Raw genomic sequence first — 18615 nt, 5'->3', positions numbered from 1 at the left:
TCCATGGCTCTGTCCCGTCGCACAGGTCAGCGTTTTCAGGGCTCGGTTTGGCCGGGTTTTGTTGACGCGATCACCGGTTTGCTGATGGTGCTGACCTTCGTTCTGACCATCTTTATGGTGGTGCAGTTCGTGTTGCGCGAAACCATTTCCGGGCAAGAGGACGAATTGACCGCCCTGTCGGACGAAGTCGCAGCGCTGGCCGGGGCATTGGGATTGGAGGAGCGTGAGAATAACCGCCTGGAGGCCCGTCTTGGCGCGTTGAACACGACCCTTTCGCAAACTGAAGATACGCTGGCGCGGGCCGAAGTGGACCTGGCCTTGTCGCAGGCACGTATCACGGATTTCGAGGCGCAGGTCGCCGCACTTCTGACGGATCAGGAGCGGGCGCGCGGTGCCATTGCAACACTGGAATCCCAGCGCGCCAAGTTGCTGGAGGACCAAGAGGCGCTGAACCTCGCACTGGCGCAAAGCCGATCTGAGATCGACGAACAGGCCGAAGCCGCCCGGCTGGCTGCCGCCCAACGCGAGGCGCTGGAGGCGTTGGTTGCGGATCTTGAACAAAGCGACGCGGCGCAATCCACGCGGATCAGTGAACTGGAAGAACAGATCAGTGCGGAAGAGGCCGCCAAGCTAGCCGAAGCTGCAGCTGCCGAGAACCTGCGCAACCGTCTGCAGGATGCAGATGCCGAGTTGACAGCAATGACACTGGCCTTGGAAGCACAGCGCAAAGAAGCTGAGGATACATTGACCCTGCTTGCCGCAGCACAAGCCGCCAGGGCCGAGCTTGAGCGCCAGTTCGGTGCGCTGGATGCGGACGAGTTGCAGGCGCAACTACAAGCCGCTTTGGCTGCGCAGACCGAGGCACAGGCCGAGGCACAATCGCAGCGATCATTAGCCGAAGAGCGTGCAAACCTATTGGCTGTGGCCCGTGAAGCGATCTCGGCGGAGAAAACGATTTCCGCAAAAGCGCAGCGAGAGACGGCGTTGTTGAATCAACAGATGGCGGCGCTGCGCCAACAACTTGGCGGGTTGCAGGCGTTGTTGGACGACTATGAAGAACGCAACGCCGCTTCGGACATTCGAATTCAGACCCTGGGTCAGGACCTGAACGCAGCTTTGGCCCGCGCGGCCTCGGAAGAACGCCGCCGGCGTCTGCTGGAAGAGGCTGAGCGTGTCCGGCTTGAAGCCGAGGCAGAAGCTCTGTCTGGACAAAATCAGGAACTGGCCGCGCAGGCCGAAGACCTGCAACGCTATCGGTCAGAGTTCTTTGGAAGACTGCGCGACGTGCTTGGGGATGAGGAGGGCGTTCGGATCGAAGGCGACCGTTTTGTATTCTCGTCCGAGGTCCTGTTTGACACGGGTTCGGCCGTTTTGTCACCGGCCGGGCAGCAGGACATCGCCAAAGTGGCCAATATCCTTCGCAGCGTGGCGGCTGAAATTCCCGAAGGCCTGAACTGGGTGATCCGCGTCGATGGTCACACCGATAACGTGCCACTTGCCGGGTCCGGGCGCTATCGCGACAATTGGGAGCTTAGTCAGGGCCGCGCCTTGTCCGTCGTGCGCTACATGGTCGATGCGCTGGGCATCCCGCCGAGCCGGTTGGCCGCAAACGGTTTTGGTGAGTTCCAGCCCGTAAACCCGGCAGACACCCCGGAGGCCCGGGCACAAAACCGCCGGATCGAGCTGAAACTCACCGAAAGGTAACCGAGACACTCGTTAAGGGTACGGGTCAGCGACGACCAAACCGAAAGCTGTTGTCTGGCTTACCCGCAAAGCAGCGCGGGACGACCGGGTAACTTTCGGTCAGGAAATAGGCATACGTTCCAGATGGATATTCAGGTGAAATCGTAAAGGCTCCGTTACATTCATCCAGATTTCCGGCGCCTGCTACATAAGCGTAGTCCTCATTGAACGTGCCATCATGCTTTCCGTCGGGTGCGCTTCCTCCAGGGCGGTTGCCGGTTTTCAATCTGTACGACGACTTCATTTGCGTCACTTTCCCATCCAAAACGCCGGTCATTGCGTAAATCGGGAAGCCGTCTGCCGCGTATCCGATCAGCGGTGAATGTCGGCTGGGTTTATAGTTCAGCAGCTCAATAAAGCCCGTGGGGATGCCGTGGTAATGATATTTTCCATTGGGTTGCACATGGGCATAGTTTTCGTCGAACCCCAAAGTAATCGCGCCCCCAAGCGCATTGTAGGACCAGCCTGAGCGGGGATTGCCGTGCCAAAACTCTGCGGCCAACGGGTCAAACACGACGCCGTTTAGAGACACACCAAAGTTCCAACCCATTTCAAGCGGGGTGGTGGATCGATTGGATTTCGGGTTCGTCGGTACTTTCAAGTTGACGCGCTGCTCGGAAATGCTGTGCGGATTGCCTTGGTTCGGAAAGCGCCCGACAAGGTGATCGGGGATCCCGTTGGCCGAGACGCGTATACTTTTGCGGGTCTCAGAGATTTCAGAGTGGCTGTGCCCCGGATCAACCGTTGCGGCCTGCAGGCGCAACGGTCGTGTTTCCGTTTCGTCATGATACCGAAATCTATGCTGAGCGGTTGCTATGGCGGCAACGGCAGAAAGGGCGAATGCTACGCTCCAAACGGCGACGGTTTTGGTCATCAAAATCCCCTTTGCAATTTATCAGTGATAATGAAACGCGCAGGTTTGGCTGTTCCGTCGAAAAAGTTTGTGGCCGAAACGAAATCGCCCGGCTGCTGAACAACCGGGCGATTAGACTTGTTAGGCGAATGCGGCGTCTTAATCCGCGGTCAAAAGCGGAGGTTTGTCGCCCGGAATTCTTGGCTGATCGGGGCCAAGGATATCCAGGTTCAAATCGCCTTTCTTGACAGACACGCGGACCACACCACCCTTGGCCAGCTTGCCGAACAGCAACTCCTCGGCCAGTGGTTTCTTGATGTGTTCCTGAATGACACGACCCAGAGGACGTGCACCCATCTTGTCGTCATACCCTTTTTCCGCCAGCCACGCGGCGGCTTTGGGGGTCAGATCGATGGTCACATTGCGATCCAGCAATTGCGCCTCAAGCTGCAGAACGAACTTCTCGACCACCTGCAGGATGACCTCTTTCGGTAGTGGCGCGAATGAGATCACAGCGTCCAGGCGGTTGCGGAATTCCGGCGTGAACATACGTTCGATTGCGGCCGTATCCTCGCCTTCGCGTCGGTCACGGGCAAAGCCGATGGCGGCCTTGGCCTGTTCCTGCGCACCTGCGTTCGAGGTCATGATCAGCACCACGTTGCGGAAGTTCACCGTACGTCCATTGTGATCGGTCAACTCACCGTGGTCCATCACCTGCAACAGGATGTTGAACACGTCCGGATGGGCCTTTTCGATCTCATCCAGCAGCAGCACGCAATGCGGATGCTGGTCGACGCCATCGGTCAGCAGACCGCCCTGATCAAATCCTACATAGCCCGGAGGCGCGCCGATCAGACGGCTGACGGCGTGCTTCTCCATGTACTCTGACATGTCAAAGCGCAGCAGTTCTACACCCAGCGTATCCGCCAGCTGTTTCGCTACTTCGGTCTTACCCACACCGGTCGGGCCGGCGAACAGATAGTTGCCGATGGGCTTTTCAGGTTCACGCAGACCGGCACGCGCCAGTTTGATTGCACTGGACAGCGCCTCGATTGCCAGATCCTGACCGAATACGACACGTTTCAGCGAGGCCTCGAGGTCTTTCAGCACCTCGGCATCATCTTTGGTGACGTTCTTGGGTGGAATGCGGGCGATCTTGGCGACGACCGCCTCGATTTCCTTGACCCCGATGGTCTTGCGCCGTTTGCTCTCAGCCACCAGGTGCTGCGCCGCACCGGCCTCATCGATTACATCGATGGCTTTATCGGGCAGTTTACGGTCGTTGATATAGCGGGCCGACAGTTCCACCGCGGTCTTGATGGCATCGGCGGTATATTTGATCTCATGATGCTCTTCGAAATAGGGTTTCAGACCGCGCAGAATTTTCACGCTATCTTCGACCGAAGGCTCGCTCACGTCGATCTTCTGGAACCGGCGGCTCAGCGCGCGGTCTTTTTCAAAATGCTGACGGAATTCCTTGTACGTGGTCGAGCCCATGGTGCGCAATTTGCCGCCCTGCAGGGCAGGTTTCAGCAGGTTCGACGCATCCATCGCACCGCCCGAGGTGGCACCGGCACCGATCACGGTGTGAATTTCATCGATGAACAACACCGCGTCGGGGTGGTCCTCCAACTCGGTCACAACCGCCTTCAGGCGTTCCTCGAAGTCTCCGCGATAGCGCGTACCTGCCAGCAGAGCACCCATGTCGAGAGAATAAATTGTGGTCTCAGACAACACATCTGGCGCTTCGCCGCCAACAATCTTGCGTGCCAGGCCTTCAGCGATGGCGGTCTTGCCCACGCCGGGATCACCTACCAGCAGCGGGTTGTTCTTGCGGCGGCGGCACAGGACCTGAATACAACGCTCAACCTCATCAGCACGGCCGATCAGCGGGTCGACATCGCCTGCGCGCGATTTAGCGTTCAGGTCAATGCAGTATTTCCCAAGCGCGCTTTCCTTCTGTTCGCCTTCGGTGACGCCAGGCTGAGCCTCTTCCTCGACTTGATCCGCGCCCGAAACCGAGCGGTTTTCGCCGTACGCAGGGTCTTTGGCCACGCCGTGCGCAATGAAGTTTACCGCGTCGTAGCGCGTCATGTCCTGCTCTTGCAGGAAATAGGCCGCATTGCTTTCACGTTCGGCGAAGATGGCGACCAGAACGTTTGCGCCGGTCACTTCGGTCCGGCCCGAACTTTGGACGTGGATCGCCGCGCGTTGTATGACGCGCTGGAAAGCGGCGGTTGGCACGGCCTCGGAACCGTCGATATCCGTGACCAGATTGGACAGGTCTTCGTCAATGAATTCAACCAGAGTGCTGCGCAGTTCTTCCAGATCGACGCTGCAGGCCTTCATGACGCGGATGGCGTCAGGTTCTTCCAGTAACGCCAGAAGCAGATGCTCTAGCGTGGCAAATTCGTGACGCCGTTCATTCGCAGCCGCCAAGGCCGCGTGGATGGCTTGTTCTAATGTGCTCGAGAATGAAGGCACGCGGGTGCTCCTCTGTCTTGGGTCGAAAGGGGCAGGCTTCGGCCGGAACCCCATCCCAACCATGTCCTCATACTATTAGAGTTTGGTTGATCGTGGCCCGGCTTCAAGGGTTTTCTTGCTCTTGACAGTCACATTTCACGTGACCGTGGCCGTGAGGAAGGCAATTTGGGTACTAGAAGCTGTCTTTTCTAGTCCGAATTTCAGCAAAAACGTCTGCGGGGTCTGAATTTTGCATTCCCAAATGAGCCTGAATCGCCGGGTCAGCGGCCCGCAAGAACGGGTTTGTGGCCTTTTCCAGCGCCATCGTCGAAGGAACCGTGGGTTCTCCGGCAGCGCGAGCGCGGTTAATATCATCCGCGCGTTTTTGCAGTGCGGCATTGGTGGGATCGACGGTTAAAGCGAATTTTGCGTTTGATTGCGTGTATTCGTGGCCCGAGCAAACGATTGTCTCATCGGGAAGCGCGGCCAGCTTGCTGAGAGAGGCCCACATCTGCGGTGCCGTGCCTTCGAACAAGCGTCCACACCCCAATGCCATGAGGCTGTCTGCTGTGAAAACCACTGCGCTGTCCGGCATGTAAAAGGCGACATGGCCAACAGTATGGCCGGACACATCCAGCACCCGAATCTGCTCGCTTCCGAATTCAAACGTATCGCCGTCGCTGACCTGCTGATCCAGCGGGGGCAGGCGGTGTGCATCGGAGGCCGCGCCAACAACTTTAGCCGGGTGCTTTTCCAAAATGGCAGACAGGCCATCCACATGGTCCCAATGGTGATGGGTTAGAAGAATATGGGATAATGTCCAGCCGCGCTTGTCCAACTCGGCCAGAATGGGTCCGGCTTCGGGCGCGTCGACCAGTGCGGTATTGCCGCTTGCGGCGTCATGCGCCAGAAATGCGTAATTGTCGCTGAGACATGGGATGGTAACGACCTCAAGAGGCATGGCCTTTTGCCCTTTCGTTGCTAGACTGCGCCCAGCTAAGCCGATTGACCGGGTGTCTGCAATGCATCTTGATGTGCAGGATTTGAGGAACTTCTACTATCGCAGCACTCTGGGTCGTGCCGCGCAGGCGGCGATCCGTGGGCGACTGATCGAGCAATGGCCCGAGGCCAAGGGGCAAACGGTTGCTGGATTCGGCTTCGCGGTTCCATTGCTGCGTCCTTATCTTGCGGACGCCCGCCGCGTGATCGGTTTGATGCCAGGCCCGCAAGGCGTCATGCCCTGGCCCGCCGGAATGCCCAATGTGTCGGTTCTGACCGAAGAAACCCTGTGGCCGATTGAAACAGGTCATGTCGACAAGCTGATTGTGATGCACGGGCTTGAAACCTCGCAGCGGCCCAGCCAATTGCTAAATGAGTGCTGGCGCGTGTTGGGGCCAGGGGGGCGCGCATTCTTTGTTGTGCCCAATCGGGCTGGTTTGTGGTCTCGGACGGATAAGACCCCGTTTGGCTTTGGCCGACCGTACACAGCCTCGCAGCTGGAAAGTCAGCTCAAGGCGCATCACTTCATCCCGGAAAGCCATTGCTCGGCTCTGTATCTGCCGCCGTCATTCCGCCGTTTCTGGCTGAAGTCGGCGAGCCTGATCGAAAAGACTGGCCAAAGGCTGCCAACAGTCATGGCAGGCGGAGTGCTTATGGTTGAGGTGACAAAACACATCCGACCGCCCAGCGGCAGTGTTGCAAAGGATGCCGAACGTCGTCCGATAAAGGCGCTTGATGGCCTTCTGAAACCAGCCTGAGCAGCCCGGTCATTTCCCCTCTTCAATTCGCAAAAATTGAGGGAAAAAGGACACAGGAATCGCAAAAACCTACACTTTCGTAACATTTTTCGTCTGTTTCAGCCGGATAAAAGGGTCGCACCCTCCTTAAGTAATTGAAATTGAACATTTTGTGGATAAACCTGTTGCCGTGATAATATATTGCTAGCTGGGTTCGGCTCTGCTACATCCCCGGTGATTTTGATCCCCGACCGTCTGGCCGGGGTTTCTTCACGCCCCCGGGGTAGCTGCCGCAACGCGAATTCGGGGCCCAAAATATCGGAAGGGTGGACGTGTCCGAACCAGCTTCGATTTCCACAGGCATTGCCAAGCGCTATGCCACCGCGATCTTTGAGATCGCCAAAGAGAATAATGACCTCGCAGGTCTGGAAACCGGAATCAACGATCTGGCAGCAGCATTGGGCGAAAGCGCCGAACTGCGCGACCTGATCGCATCGCCTCTGGTTTCGCGTGCCGAACAAGAAGGCGCCATTACCGCAATCGCTGACAAAATGGGTCTGCACGCCATCATGCGTAACACGCTGGCTCTGATGGCTCAGAAGCGCCGTCTGTTCGTAGTTCCCGAGTTGGTGCAGGTTCTGCGCGACATGCTGGCGGACGAACGTGGCGAAGTGACCGCCGATGTCGCGTCGGCCAAGGCGCTGACCAAGACACAACTGGAAAAACTGTCCAAGACGCTGTCCGAGCGTGTGGGCAAGACCGTGACAATAAATGCGACCGTTGATGAAAGCCTCATTGGCGGTCTTGTCGTTAAAGTGGGCTCGAAGATGATCGATAGCTCGATCCGTTCGAAGCTCAACTCCCTACAGAATGCAATGAAAGAGGTCGGATAAATGGGAATCCAAGCTGCAGAGATTTCTGCAATCCTGAAGGACCAGATCAAGAATTTTGGTCAGGAAGCCGAAGTGGCCGAAATCGGTCGCGTGCTGAGCGTCGGTGACGGGATTGCCCGCGTATACGGTCTGGACAATGTGCAAGCGGGTGAGATGGTCGAATTCCCCGGTGGCATCATGGGCATGGCGCTGAACCTGGAAAGCGACAACGTTGGTGTTGTTATCTTCGGTTCCGACCGTGACATCAAAGAAGGTGACATCGTCAAGCGCACCAACTCGATCGTGGACGTTCCGATTGGTAACGGTCTGCTGGGTCGTGTTGTTGACGGTCTGGGCAACCCGCTGGACGGCAAAGGCCCCATCGAATCCACCGAGCGTGGCGTTGCTGACGTCAAAGCACCTGGCATCATCCCCCGTAAATCGGTTCACGAACCGATGGCAACCGGCCTGAAATCGGTTGACGCGATGATCCCGATTGGTCGTGGCCAGCGTGAGCTGATCATTGGTGACCGTCAGACCGGTAAAACTGCCGTTGCTCTGGACGCCATCCTGAACCAGAAAACCTACAACGATGCAGCAGGCGACGACGAGTCGAAGAAGCTGTACTGCGTTTACGTTGCGATCGGCCAAAAGCGTTCGACCGTTGCGCAGCTGGTGAAGAAACTGGAAGAGTCCGGCGCGATTGACTACTCGATCGTTGTGGCCGCAACCGCGTCCGACCCGGCGCCGATGCAGTTCCTGGCACCCTATGCCGCAACCGCAATGGCCGAATTCTTCCGCGACAATGGCCGCCACGCACTGATCATCTATGATGACCTGTCGAAACAGGCTGTGTCTTATCGTCAGATGTCGCTGCTGCTGCGTCGTCCGCCCGGACGTGAAGCCTATCCTGGCGACGTTTTCTATCTCCACTCCCGCCTGCTGGAGCGTTCGGCGAAGCTGAACGAAGACTTCGGTGCTGGCTCGCTGACCGCTCTGCCGGTTATCGAAACGCAAGGTGGTGACGTTTCGGCGTTTATTCCGACCAACGTGATCTCGATCACCGACGGCCAGATCTTCCTGGAAACCGAACTGTTCTATCAGGGCATCCGTCCTGCTGTGAACACCGGTCTGTCGGTTTCGCGTGTGGGCTCTTCGGCTCAGACCAACTCGATGAAGTCGGTTGCCGGTCCGGTTAAGCTGGAACTGGCTCAGTACCGCGAAATGGCTGCGTTTGCGCAGTTTGGTTCCGACCTTGACGCCGCGACCCAGCAGCTGCTGAACCGTGGTGCGCGTCTGACCGAGCTGATGAAGCAGCCGCAGTACTCGCCGCTGACCAATGCTGAAATCGTCTGTGTCATCTTCGCCGGCACCAACGGTTACCTCGACAAGATCGACGTTTCCGATGTTGGCCGTTACGAAGCTGGCCTGCTGGCGCACCTGCGCGGCAAGCACGCCGACCTGCTTCAGTGGATCACCGACGAAGATCCCAAGATCAAGGGCGACGCTTCCGACAAGATCAAGGCTGCGCTGGACGAATACGCCGCAACCTTCGCTTAAGGGAGAGGCGGGCACATGCCAAATCTTAAGGATCTTAAAAACAGGATCGAGTCGGTCAAATCGACCCGCAAGATCACCAAGGCCATGCAGATGGTCGCGGCTGCAAAACTGCGCCGCGCCCAGGAATCTGCCGAAGCCTCGCGTCCCTATGCTGAACGGTTCAATGCCGTGATGGCGGGGCTGGCGGCATCGGTCGGGGGCAGCGACAGCGCCCCCAAGCTGCTCCGTGGTACGGGCAGTGATGATGTCCACCTGCTGGTTGTCATGACAGCTGAACGCGGCCTGTGTGGCGGCTTCAACTCGAGCATCGCCAAGCTGGCCCGTGTCAAAGCGGAAGAGCTGCGCCTGAAAGGCAAGACGGTCAAGGTTTTGACTGTCGGCAAAAAAGGCCGCGACGCGCTCAAGCGTGACCTTGGCGATCTGTTCGTTGGACATATCGACCTGAGCGAAGTCAAGCGTCTGGGTTACACCAACGCGCAAGACATCGCCAAGGGCATCCTGTCCCGTTTCGATGGGGGTGAGTTCGATGTTGCCACGATCTTCTACTCGAAGTTCGTCAACGTTGTGACCCAGATCCCGACGGCACAACAGGTCATCCCAGCCTCGTTTGAGGATACCGAGGGCGACGACAGTGGTGCCGTGTTCGACTACGAGCCCAGCGAAGAGGCCATTCTGGCCGACCTGCTACCAAAGGGGGTTGCGACTGCAATCTTCTCGGCTCTGCTCGAAAATGGAGCCTCGGAACAGGGTGCACGTATGTCCGCTATGGACAACGCAACACGCAACGCGGGTGAGATGATCGACAAGCTGACGATCCAGTTCAACCGTTCGCGTCAGGCCGTGATCACCAACGAGCTGATTGAAATTATTTCCGGCGCTGAGGCGCTGTAGAGACAAACCGGAGACGAAACATGGCGAATGCAAAAGGCAAAGTCACACAGATCATCGGGGCCGTCGTCGACGTGCACTTCGAAGATCAGCTGCCAGAAATTCTGAACGCGCTGGATACAACCAACAACGGCAAAAAGCTGGTTCTGGAGGTTGCACAGCATCTGGGCGAAAACACTGTCCGCACCATTGCGATGGACGCAACCGAAGGTCTGGTTCGCGGCGAAGCTGTAACTGACACCGGCGCACCGATCGCGGTTCCGGTCGGCAACGCAACACTGGGACGAATCCTGAACGTTGTGGGCGAACCTATCGACGAAAAAGGCCCCGTTGAAACCAAAGAAACGCGCGCCATTCACCAGCCTGCGCCAGACTTTTCGGATCAGGCAACGGAATCCGAAGTTCTGGTTACCGGCATCAAGGTTGTTGACCTGCTGGCCCCTTACGCCAAAGGCGGTAAGATCGGTCTGTTCGGCGGCGCCGGCGTAGGTAAAACAGTTCTGATCATGGAGCTGATCAACAACATCGCCAAAGTGCACTCGGGCGTGTCCGTGTTCGCGGGTGTTGGTGAACGGACCCGTGAAGGCAACGACCTGTATCACGAGATGATCGAATCCGGTGTTATCGTTCCCGAAAAGCTGGAAGATTCGAAAATCGCGCTGGTGTACGGCCAAATGAACGAGCCTCCGGGTGCACGTATGCGGATCGCTCTGTCGGGCCTGACCCTTGCGGAACAATTCCGTGACGCAACCGGTACCGATGTTTTGTTCTTTGTCGACAACATCTTCCGCTTCACACAGGCAGGTTCCGAAGTGTCCGCCCTGTTGGGCCGTATCCCTTCGGCGGTGGGCTATCAGCCGACGCTGGCGACCGACATGGGCGCGATGCAGGAACGGATCACCTCGACCAAGTCGGGCTCGATCACCTCTGTGCAAGCCGTCTACGTCCCTGCGGATGACCTTACCGACCCCGCGCCTGCGACGTCGTTCGCGCACCTCGATGCGACCACCGTTCTGAACCGTGCGATCTCGGAAAAGGGTATTTACCCTGCTGTTGACCCGCTCGATTCGACCTCGCGTCTGCTTGATCCGGCGATCGTCGGTGAAGAGCACTATACCGTTGCGACCGACGTTCAGCAGATCCTCCAGCGCTACAAGTCGCTGCAGGACATCATCGCCATCCTCGGCATGGACGAACTGTCGGAAGAGGACAAACTGACCGTGGCCCGTGCCCGTAAGATCGAACGCTTCATGTCGCAGCCGTTCGACGTGGCACAGGTCTTCACCGGTTCGCCCGGCGTTCAGGTTCCTCTGGATGTCACCATCGCGTCGTTCAAGGCCGTAGTGGCCGGCGAATACGATCACCTGCCCGAGGCAGCCTTCCTGATGGTTGGCGGCATCGACGACGTGATCGCCAAAGCGGAAAAGATGGCCGCAGAAGCCGCCTAAGGAGCACACCTGATGGCAAACACGATGCAATTCGACCTCGTCAGCCCCGAGCGTAGCCTTGCTTCGCTCAGCGCGACCGCGGTCCAGCTTCCCGGCGCGGACGGGGACATGACGGCGATGCCTGATCATGCCCCCACCATCACGACGCTGCGCCCGGGCATCCTGAAGGTCGAGGCACCCCAAGGGTCCAGTGAATATCTGGTCACCGGCGGGTTTGCTCAGATCAATGGCGATGGCCTGTCGGTTCTGGCCGAAAAAGCCATTCCGGTCGCCGAAGTGACACGGTCGCATCTGGACGATCTGGTCGCCGAGGCGCGTGCTTCGCACGAAGCAGCCAAGGCAGGCGATGATCAGACAATTGTCGATGACGCTGCCAAACTGCTGGCTGACATGGAAGCCCTTGGAACGCATATGAGCCTGTAAGGCTCATCGTATTCCGACAGTCAGAAACGGCCCCGTAAACACGGGGCCGTTTTTTTATCGTGATTTTACAAGTGTGACGGGTTAAGGTCCGGAATTACATAGATAAAGACAAATCAATGAAGACGTTTCGAACCCATCCAATTGGTATTGACCAAGGCGAGGCAGTTATTTTTTCCGAATTCGCCGATGGTGGCGAAATGTGGACGGGCGAAGGACCGCGCCAGCGGCGATCGAGCGTTACGTTCAAGCAACCGTTCCGATCCAATCCAGTGGTTCAGATCGGTGTCTCTTTGTGGGATGTGGATACATCTTCCGCTCTGCGCGCCGAAGTTACGGCCGAAGACATCACGCCAGAGGGCTTTAGCGCCGTTTTCCGCACATGGTCGGATACACGGATCGCCCGGATACGTGTCACATGGACCGCCATCGGAGAGGTGGCCCATGACGATGATTGGAATATCTCTTAACGCGACAGGTCCCCTGTCAGGGGGCCAATGTGAGGTCTCGGGATAGGTAAGGCGGGTTAGTCGTCCGACGCTTCGATCATGTCCACACGAGTTGCGTGGCGGCCACCTTCGAACTCAGTGCCGAGGAAAGCGTCGACGATATCAAGGGCTTGACCTTCGCCCACGACACGCGCGCCAATCGACAGCATGTTGGCGTTGTTGTGCGCGCGGATCATGCGGGCCGAAAAGGCGTCAGAACATACGCCACAGCGAATGCCCGGAACCTTGTTGGCCGCCATCATGATCCCCTGACCAGTACCACATAGGACGATCCCAAGGTGGCAATCACCAGCAGCAACAGCCTGAGCCGCAGCTTTACCGTGTACGGGGTAGTGCGTGCTTTCAAGTGTTTTGGGACCGATATCGACGACTTCCCAGCCTTGCGCTGCGATGTGGTCGGCGACCGCCTGGCGCAACTCGATGGCTGCGTGGTCACTAGAAAGAACAATGCGTTTTGAGGCTGTCACGGGTACGTCCTGCCTTGTTGTGTTGACAAAAAAGGGCGGCTGTTACGCCGCCCAACTCGGTCAGTCCATGTGATACATCGACTCGTAAATCGGTGTCAGAGTTTTGTCCTCGAACAACGAAGACACGCTTGTCCCGTTCCAGATGTTCAGGATCGCCTGAGTGAAAATAGGCGCGGTTGGCACAATGCGGATGTTCTTGGCGTTGGTGATCTCTTTGGTGGGCTGGATCGTGTCGGTCAGCACCAGAGATTTCATTACCGAATTCGTCACACGCTCGACTGCCGGGCCGCTCATGACACCGTGGGTGATGTACGAATGAACCTCTTTCGCGCCGTTATCCAGCAGGACCTGAGCGGCCTTGCATAGCGTACCGGCGGTGTCGCACATGTCGTCGACGATCAGGCAGATCTTGTCTTTGACGTCACCGATCACCGTCATCTCGGCCACTTCGCCAGCCTTTTCGCGGCGCTTGTCCACGATCGACAGGGGGGCGTTGATGCGCTTGGCAAGCTCGCGCGCACGGGCAACGCCGCCAACGTCAGGCGATACCACCATAAGCTCGTCCAGATTGTCCTGGAACTGGTGTTTCACATCCAACGCAAAAATCGGCGATGCATAAAGGTTGTCGACCGGCATGTCGAAGAACCCCTGAATCTGTGCTGCGTGCAGGTCCATGGTCAGGATCCGCTCGATCCCTGCACCGGTCAGCATGTTGGCCACCAACTTGGCGCTGATTGGCGTCCGCGCCTTGGTGCGGCGGTCCTGACGGGCGTAACCAAAATAAGGGATCACGGCGGTGATACGCTGTGCGGAAGACCGACGCAGCGCGTCAGCGATGATCAGCAGCTCCATCAGGTTGTCATTCGCCGGGTTCGATGTCGGTTGGACAATGAACATATCCTCGCCGCGCACGTTTTCGAACACTTCGACGAAAATCTCGCCGTCATTGAAGCGTTCGACCCGCGCATCGACCAGATTCTGATCGACGCCGCGATACAGGCTCATGCGTCGCGAGATAGATTCGGCAAGAGGAAGGTTGGCGTTCCCAGCGATAAGCTTGGGTTCGTTGAGTGTCGGCATCGGCTGAGGTCCCCGGGCAGCAATGGCAATGTGACAGATTCGTGATGTTGACACCGCTTAGCACGGGTCTAACGTCCAGCAAAGATAACGCAGCGGAGAAAGTGCAAATGACCCAGATTGACTACTATTTTGCGACACTCTCGCCCTATACCTACCTTGCAGGTATGCGGTTGGAAGAGGTGGCGGCGAAACATGGCGCGACGATCAACTACAAACCGCTGGATATTGTCGCTCTGTTTGGGCGTACGGGGGGCACTCCTCCCAAAGACCGCCACATCTCTCGCATCGAATATCGGGCGCAGGAACTACAGCGACAGTCCAAGCAACTTGGTATGGAATTCAATCTACAGCCCGCGCATTGGCCGACCAATGCGGCGCCGTCATCCTATGCGATCATCGCTGCGATCAAGGACGGGTCAGGCGACGTTGGAAAGCTTGCGCATTCCTTCGTGCGGGCCTGTTGGGCCGAGGAGAAAGACATCGCGCAGGATGATGTGATCCGCGATTGCCTGACACAGGCCGGTTTTGATCCGGGGCTGGCGGATAGTGGCCTTCTGGTTGGCGCGGAAACTTATGCCGCCAATCTGGAAGAGGCCGTGGATCGCGGTGTATTTGGCGCGCCGTTTTATATCACCGAAGACGATCAGCGGTTCTGGGGGCAGGACCGGCTGGATGATCTGGACCGCCATATGTCGGAACTGAAGGGGTGAGGGACACCCCCCTGACAGACAACATCTTTGTCAGAACGTTGGGGCAGGGCGCGCGCAAGGTGCTCGCCCTGCACTGCACAATCGCGCATTCCGGGGCGTGGTCGGGGCTGGCGACGGCTCTAAAGGGCGAGGCGACATTTACGGCCCCGGACATGCCGTCCCATGGCCGCAGCGCGGATTGGGATGGGCACGGGGATTTCTTTGACCAAGTGACCCAACTGTCGGCCGCGCATCTGACCGAACCGATGGATGTGATCGGGCATTCCTTTGGCGGGATGCTAGCCCTTCGGCTGGCTGTCGAGTTTCCGGACCTGGTCCGCAGTGCGGTCCTGATCGAGCCAGTGTTCTTTGCGGTTGCGATTCAGGACACGCCCGATTTGGTGCGGCAACATGATGAAGAGGCGAAACCTGTCTCTGATGCGCTCGCGGCCGGAAATTTTGAGCAGGCCGCCCGTTTGTTCAACCGGATGTGGGGCGCACAGGACGGCCCACGATGGCCCGAATTGCCAGAGCGGACACGCGCGGGAATGATCCGTGGTATTCACGTTGTGCCCGCCGTTGATGACGCTTTGTTCCTTGATCAGAAGGGGATGCTGAACCCTGGCGTTCTGGACCGCGCATCTATGCCGGTTCTGATCCTGAGCGGGTCTGAGACGCACCCCGTCATGCCCGCGATCGGAGAAGGTCTTGCCCGGCGGCTTCCCAATGCCGGAACGGGCGTTGTTTCGGGTGCTGACCACATGGTCCCAATCACTCACCCGGATCAGACGGCTGCCGTCATTCGAAAGTTTTGGGGTGGTCTATCCTGAACCATGTTGTTGACAGGATGACACCCCTAATCCCTGAAATCACAACAAGCCGATGAACCGGTCGATATCATCTGAGTTGATCGACCAGTCGCAGACCAGTCGGCAGGCCAGGATCTCGTCGTCATCCGCACCGTCCAGCTCTGCGCCCCACAGATGATAAACCGCACCCGCTTGGTGCAACTGCTTGTGACGCGCGCGCGAAAACTGCGCAAAAATCATGTTGGCTTGCGGCTCATGTAGAAAGGTTGCGCCTTTGCCGCGTAGACCATCGGCCAGATGCGCGCAGTTGGCGTTGGCTTGTCGCGCCATCTGCAGCCACAGATCATCGTTCAGATATGCGGCCATCTGGGCGGACAAGTAACGATGCTTGGAGAACAGATGCGCACCTCGCTTGCGCCGCAGTTCGAATTCCCAGGCCTTGGATTCGTCAAAGAAAACTACCGCTTCGACACCCATCAACCCGTTCTTGGTGCCGCCAAAGCTGACCGCATCGACGCCCGCTTTCCACGTCATCTCAGCGGGCGAGCAATTAAGCGCGACCAATGCGTTAGTGAACCGGGCACCATCCAGATGAACTGGCAGGTCGTATTCTTTGGCGATACTGCACAGCGCCTGCAACTCGGCCAGTGAGTAAACCGAGCCACGCTCTGTCACCTGAGTGATCGACACGGGCCCACGCTGGGGGCCGTGCACGCCACGTGTTTCTTCGGCCAAAATCGAGCGACGCAGCGCTGCGGGCTCCATCTTGTCGCCGCCCGGCACCAGTGTCAGCTTTGCGCCGCTATAGAACTCGGGCGCGTTGCATTCATCCTCGTGGATATGCGCGACGGGTGAACAGAACACGGTTTCCCATGGGTTTGAGAGTGTCGCCAGAGCCAGCGAATTCGCGGCTGTCCCGGTGGCCACCAGATAAACTGCGGCCCCTGGCGCTTCGAAGATTCCGCGAATACGATCGCGCACTTCGTTCATCAGGGTGTCCGCGCCATAGGCCATTTGATAGCCCTGATTGGCTTCGTTCAACGCGGCCATGACCTGTGGGTGAACCGGACCGGAATTGTCAGAGGCGAAATACATCAGCTGGGTTCCTCAATGATATAGTCTTCCCACTCTTCCAAGGGGGTTTCGAATTCGGACACCGTGCGCCCCTGAACTGACATGCCAGCTGCGTGCACGCTGTCCGGTGTACCTGATATCAGGGGATGCCATTCGTACAGCGGTTTCCCCTCCCACAGCAGTCGATAGGCGCAGGTTTGGGGCAGCCAATAGGCGTGATCGTCGATGTTGTTGGGCTTCATCACGATGCATTCCGGGACGAATTGGTGGCGGATGTCGTATTGTGTGCAGCGGCAGGTCTCATCGTCCAGCAGACGGCAGGCGACGCAGGTCAGGGCGACCTCGCCGGTGTCCTCATCCTCAAGCTTGTTCAGGCAGCATTTGCCGCAGCCGTCGCACAAGGCTTCCCATTCGCGCTGGTTCATCTTGGTCAGCGGTTTGCGTTCCCAGAACCGCGGGCCAAGGCCATTGCGATTGATCGGATCGGTGGTCATAGCGCGGCCAGCAGGATGCGCGCCTTGTCACAATCGGCATCCATCTGCGCGATCAGGGCATCCAGCCCGTCAAACGTCATCTCGGGGCGCAGGTATTCGACCAGGCCGACGGACAAGGTCGAACCATATAGATCGCCTGAGAAATCGAACAGGAAGGTCTCGATATTCGGAACCTCTCCGTTGAACATTGGCCGTACGCCGACAGAGGATGCGCCGTGATAGCTGCCCTGATGAGGTCCGTCGAGCACATCGACCAGCACCGCATAGACGCCAAATTTTGGCGGGTGCAACCCTTCGATAGACATATTCGCGGTGGGGAACCCAAGCTCGCGCCCGCGTTGTTCGCCGCCGATCACTTCGCCCTCGACGCGGTGCCAATGGCCCAGCATTGCCGCGGCGTCGCGGGGGCGGCCATCGGTCAACGCGGTGCGGATACCAGTCGAGGATACCACATCGTCAGACCGTTCCATCAGCGGTGCAATGGTGACGCCAAACCCCATTTCTTGCCCGAACCGGGCCATATCTTCGGCGGTGCCACTACGCCCTTTGCCGAAACAGAAATCCGCGCCGACCACGACGTGTGATAGACCAAGTCCCTCGCAGATGACATTGCGGGCAAAGCCTTCGGGCGTCAGACCGGCAAGCGCTGCATTGAACGGCAATTCGTACAGCTTTTGCACACCCAGTTTCTCCAACCGGTGCGCACGTGCGTTTCCGCGCATCAGACGAAAAGGTGGGGCATCGGGTGCAAAGTACTCGCGAGGGTGAGGTTCGAACGTCAGAACACCAAGCGGAGCATCCGGGGCCACGCTTTGTGCAAGTTCAATCACCGACTGATGGCCCACATGTACGCCATCGAAGTTCCCGATTGCCACACTGGCACCGCGGTCTTCTGGCTCGACAAACTGGAAATCACGGATGATCTGCATGCAGCTTGCCTAGCGGGACTGGAGACCGGGTTCAAGCACCTGATTGGTCCAAATGCTGCGCAACAAAAAAGGGCACCGTTTCCGGCGCCCTTCAAAAGGATAGAGGTATCGAGGCTTCAGTCGAATTTGCGCGACGGGGCCAGAACCATCGCTTCGCCCACCAACACCTTCTTGCCGTCGACCGCACAGTGACAATCCAGTTTCACGCGACGCTTGGCAAAATCAATATCGATCACTTTGACCTCGGCATAGACCATATCACCGGGGCGCACTGGAGCCAGAAATTTGAGAGACTGACCCATATAGACCGTGCCGTGGCCCGGCAGCTGTTCGCCGATCACCGCCGAGATCAGGCCCGCCGTCAACATGCCGTGGGCGATGCGACCTTCGAAGATCGTGTCGCGGGCATAGTCGTCGTCCAGGTGAACGGGGTTTCGGTCCGTTGAAACCTGCGCGAACATCTCGATATCTTCGTCCGTCACCACTTTGCGCAGGTGGCGGGTCATGCCCATCTCGATGTCTTCAATACAGATCGTGCCGCGTGGAAGATTATCCAACATGTCGCCCTCACTCGAGTTCAA

Annotated in this window: 19 protein-coding genes; 10 read left to right on the top strand and 9 right to left on the bottom strand. The window is 58.0% G+C overall.

Features of this window, described 5'->3' with window-relative positions; genetic code table 11:
* Positions 1-3: 3 nt before the first annotated feature.
* Positions 4-1704 (top strand): peptidoglycan -binding protein, encoded by a 1701-nt coding sequence (locus AC2FLJ_RS06020; RefSeq protein WP_109313293.1) that lies wholly within the window; start codon positions 4-6, stop codon positions 1702-1704.
* Positions 1705-1729: 25 nt separating this feature from the next.
* Here AC2FLJ_RS06020 and AC2FLJ_RS06015 read toward each other — a convergent pair whose 3' ends face one another.
* From AC2FLJ_RS06015 to gloB, 3 genes are all read right to left on the bottom strand, one after another.
* Entirely contained in the window at positions 1730-2617 is an 888-nt protein-coding gene (locus tag AC2FLJ_RS06015; RefSeq protein WP_496704823.1) for a YHYH protein, read from the bottom strand.
* Between the two features lie 138 nt (positions 2618-2755).
* A complete protein-coding gene (gene clpA / locus AC2FLJ_RS06010; protein ID WP_058275504.1) occupies positions 2756-5080 on the bottom strand; it encodes an ATP-dependent Clp protease ATP-binding subunit ClpA in 2325 nt (774 codons plus the stop codon).
* 172 nt (positions 5081-5252) lie between these two features.
* Entirely contained in the window at positions 5253-6020 is a 768-nt protein-coding gene (gene gloB / locus AC2FLJ_RS06005) for a hydroxyacylglutathione hydrolase (RefSeq protein ID WP_496696194.1), read from the bottom strand.
* 61 nt (positions 6021-6081) lie between these two features.
* Between gloB and AC2FLJ_RS06000 the strand changes: the two genes are divergently transcribed.
* The 7 genes from AC2FLJ_RS06000 to AC2FLJ_RS05970 all read left to right on the top strand — a co-directional run bounded on the left by AC2FLJ_RS06000 (position 6082) and on the right by AC2FLJ_RS05970 (position 12453).
* On the top strand, positions 6082-6816 hold the full coding sequence (locus AC2FLJ_RS06000) for a class I SAM-dependent methyltransferase (protein ID WP_109313357.1): 735 nt from the start codon (positions 6082-6084) through the stop codon (positions 6814-6816).
* 311 nt (positions 6817-7127) lie between these two features.
* Positions 7128-7688: a F0F1 ATP synthase subunit delta gene (locus tag AC2FLJ_RS05995; protein ID WP_058276054.1), complete on the top strand. Its 561-nt coding sequence runs from the start codon at positions 7128-7130 to the stop codon at positions 7686-7688.
* Positions 7689-9227 (top strand): F0F1 ATP synthase subunit alpha, encoded by a 1539-nt coding sequence (gene atpA / locus AC2FLJ_RS05990; RefSeq protein WP_058275507.1) that lies wholly within the window; start codon positions 7689-7691, stop codon positions 9225-9227.
* Between the two features lie 15 nt (positions 9228-9242).
* The gene (locus AC2FLJ_RS05985) at positions 9243-10118 is read left to right on the top strand and encodes a F0F1 ATP synthase subunit gamma (RefSeq protein WP_058276006.1); all 876 of its coding nucleotides are present in this window, start codon (positions 9243-9245) and stop codon (positions 10116-10118) included.
* Positions 10119-10138: 20 nt separating this feature from the next.
* On the top strand, positions 10139-11563 hold the full coding sequence (gene atpD, locus AC2FLJ_RS05980) for a F0F1 ATP synthase subunit beta (protein ID WP_058275509.1): 1425 nt from the start codon (positions 10139-10141) through the stop codon (positions 11561-11563).
* 12 nt (positions 11564-11575) lie between these two features.
* The gene (locus AC2FLJ_RS05975; protein WP_496696191.1) at positions 11576-11986 is read left to right on the top strand and encodes a F0F1 ATP synthase subunit epsilon; all 411 of its coding nucleotides are present in this window, start codon (positions 11576-11578) and stop codon (positions 11984-11986) included.
* Positions 11987-12102: 116 nt separating this feature from the next.
* Entirely contained in the window at positions 12103-12453 is a 351-nt protein-coding gene (locus tag AC2FLJ_RS05970; RefSeq protein WP_113789831.1) for an H-type lectin domain-containing protein, read from the top strand.
* Positions 12454-12509: 56 nt separating this feature from the next.
* Here the strand turns inward: AC2FLJ_RS05970 and rpiB are convergent, their stop codons facing one another.
* Together rpiB and AC2FLJ_RS05960 are read right to left on the bottom strand one after the other, a co-directional pair.
* Positions 12510-12959 carry a ribose 5-phosphate isomerase B gene (gene rpiB / locus AC2FLJ_RS05965; protein ID WP_496704819.1) on the bottom strand — a complete coding sequence of 150 codons (450 nt, stop codon included), beginning with the start codon at positions 12957-12959 and terminating at the stop codon, positions 12510-12512.
* Between the two features lie 60 nt (positions 12960-13019).
* A complete protein-coding gene (locus AC2FLJ_RS05960; RefSeq protein ID WP_058275513.1) occupies positions 13020-14039 on the bottom strand; it encodes a ribose-phosphate pyrophosphokinase in 1020 nt (339 codons plus the stop codon).
* A gap of 107 nt (positions 14040-14146) precedes the next feature.
* On the opposite strand from AC2FLJ_RS05960, the gene AC2FLJ_RS05955 reads away from it, so the two are divergent.
* Both AC2FLJ_RS05955 and AC2FLJ_RS05950 read left to right on the top strand, forming a co-directional pair.
* Positions 14147-14749 carry a 2-hydroxychromene-2-carboxylate isomerase gene (locus tag AC2FLJ_RS05955; protein WP_496696186.1) on the top strand — a complete coding sequence of 201 codons (603 nt, stop codon included), beginning with the start codon at positions 14147-14149 and terminating at the stop codon, positions 14747-14749.
* Positions 14746-15558 (top strand): alpha/beta fold hydrolase, encoded by an 813-nt coding sequence (locus AC2FLJ_RS05950; RefSeq protein WP_496696184.1) that lies wholly within the window; start codon positions 14746-14748, stop codon positions 15556-15558. Before AC2FLJ_RS05955 ends, AC2FLJ_RS05950 begins: the two co-directional genes overlap by 4 nt.
* A gap of 39 nt (positions 15559-15597) precedes the next feature.
* Here the strand turns inward: AC2FLJ_RS05950 and AC2FLJ_RS05945 are convergent, their stop codons facing one another.
* The 4 genes from AC2FLJ_RS05945 to AC2FLJ_RS05930 form a co-directional block, all read right to left on the bottom strand.
* The gene (locus AC2FLJ_RS05945) at positions 15598-16632 is read right to left on the bottom strand and encodes a threonine aldolase family protein (RefSeq protein ID WP_282118966.1); all 1035 of its coding nucleotides are present in this window, start codon (positions 16630-16632) and stop codon (positions 15598-15600) included.
* Complete coding sequence (locus AC2FLJ_RS05940; RefSeq protein WP_496696182.1) at positions 16632-17105, bottom strand: YcgN family cysteine cluster protein; 474 nt, start codon at positions 17103-17105, stop codon at positions 16632-16634. Before AC2FLJ_RS05940 ends, AC2FLJ_RS05945 begins: the two co-directional genes overlap by 1 nt.
* Positions 17102-18034: a bifunctional riboflavin kinase/FAD synthetase gene (locus AC2FLJ_RS05935; protein WP_496696180.1), complete on the bottom strand. Its 933-nt coding sequence runs from the start codon at positions 18032-18034 to the stop codon at positions 17102-17104. Before AC2FLJ_RS05935 ends, AC2FLJ_RS05940 begins: the two co-directional genes overlap by 4 nt.
* A 116-nt stretch (positions 18035-18150) precedes the next feature.
* Complete coding sequence (locus AC2FLJ_RS05930; RefSeq protein ID WP_058275996.1) at positions 18151-18594, bottom strand: MaoC family dehydratase; 444 nt, start codon at positions 18592-18594, stop codon at positions 18151-18153.
* Positions 18595-18615: the final 21 nt, after the last annotated feature.

Source organism: Ruegeria sp. CDSA034 (genome assembly GCF_059612275.1).
The sequence above is the reverse complement of the archived record's forward strand: the minus strand, read 5'-3'. Positions and strand labels throughout refer to the sequence as shown.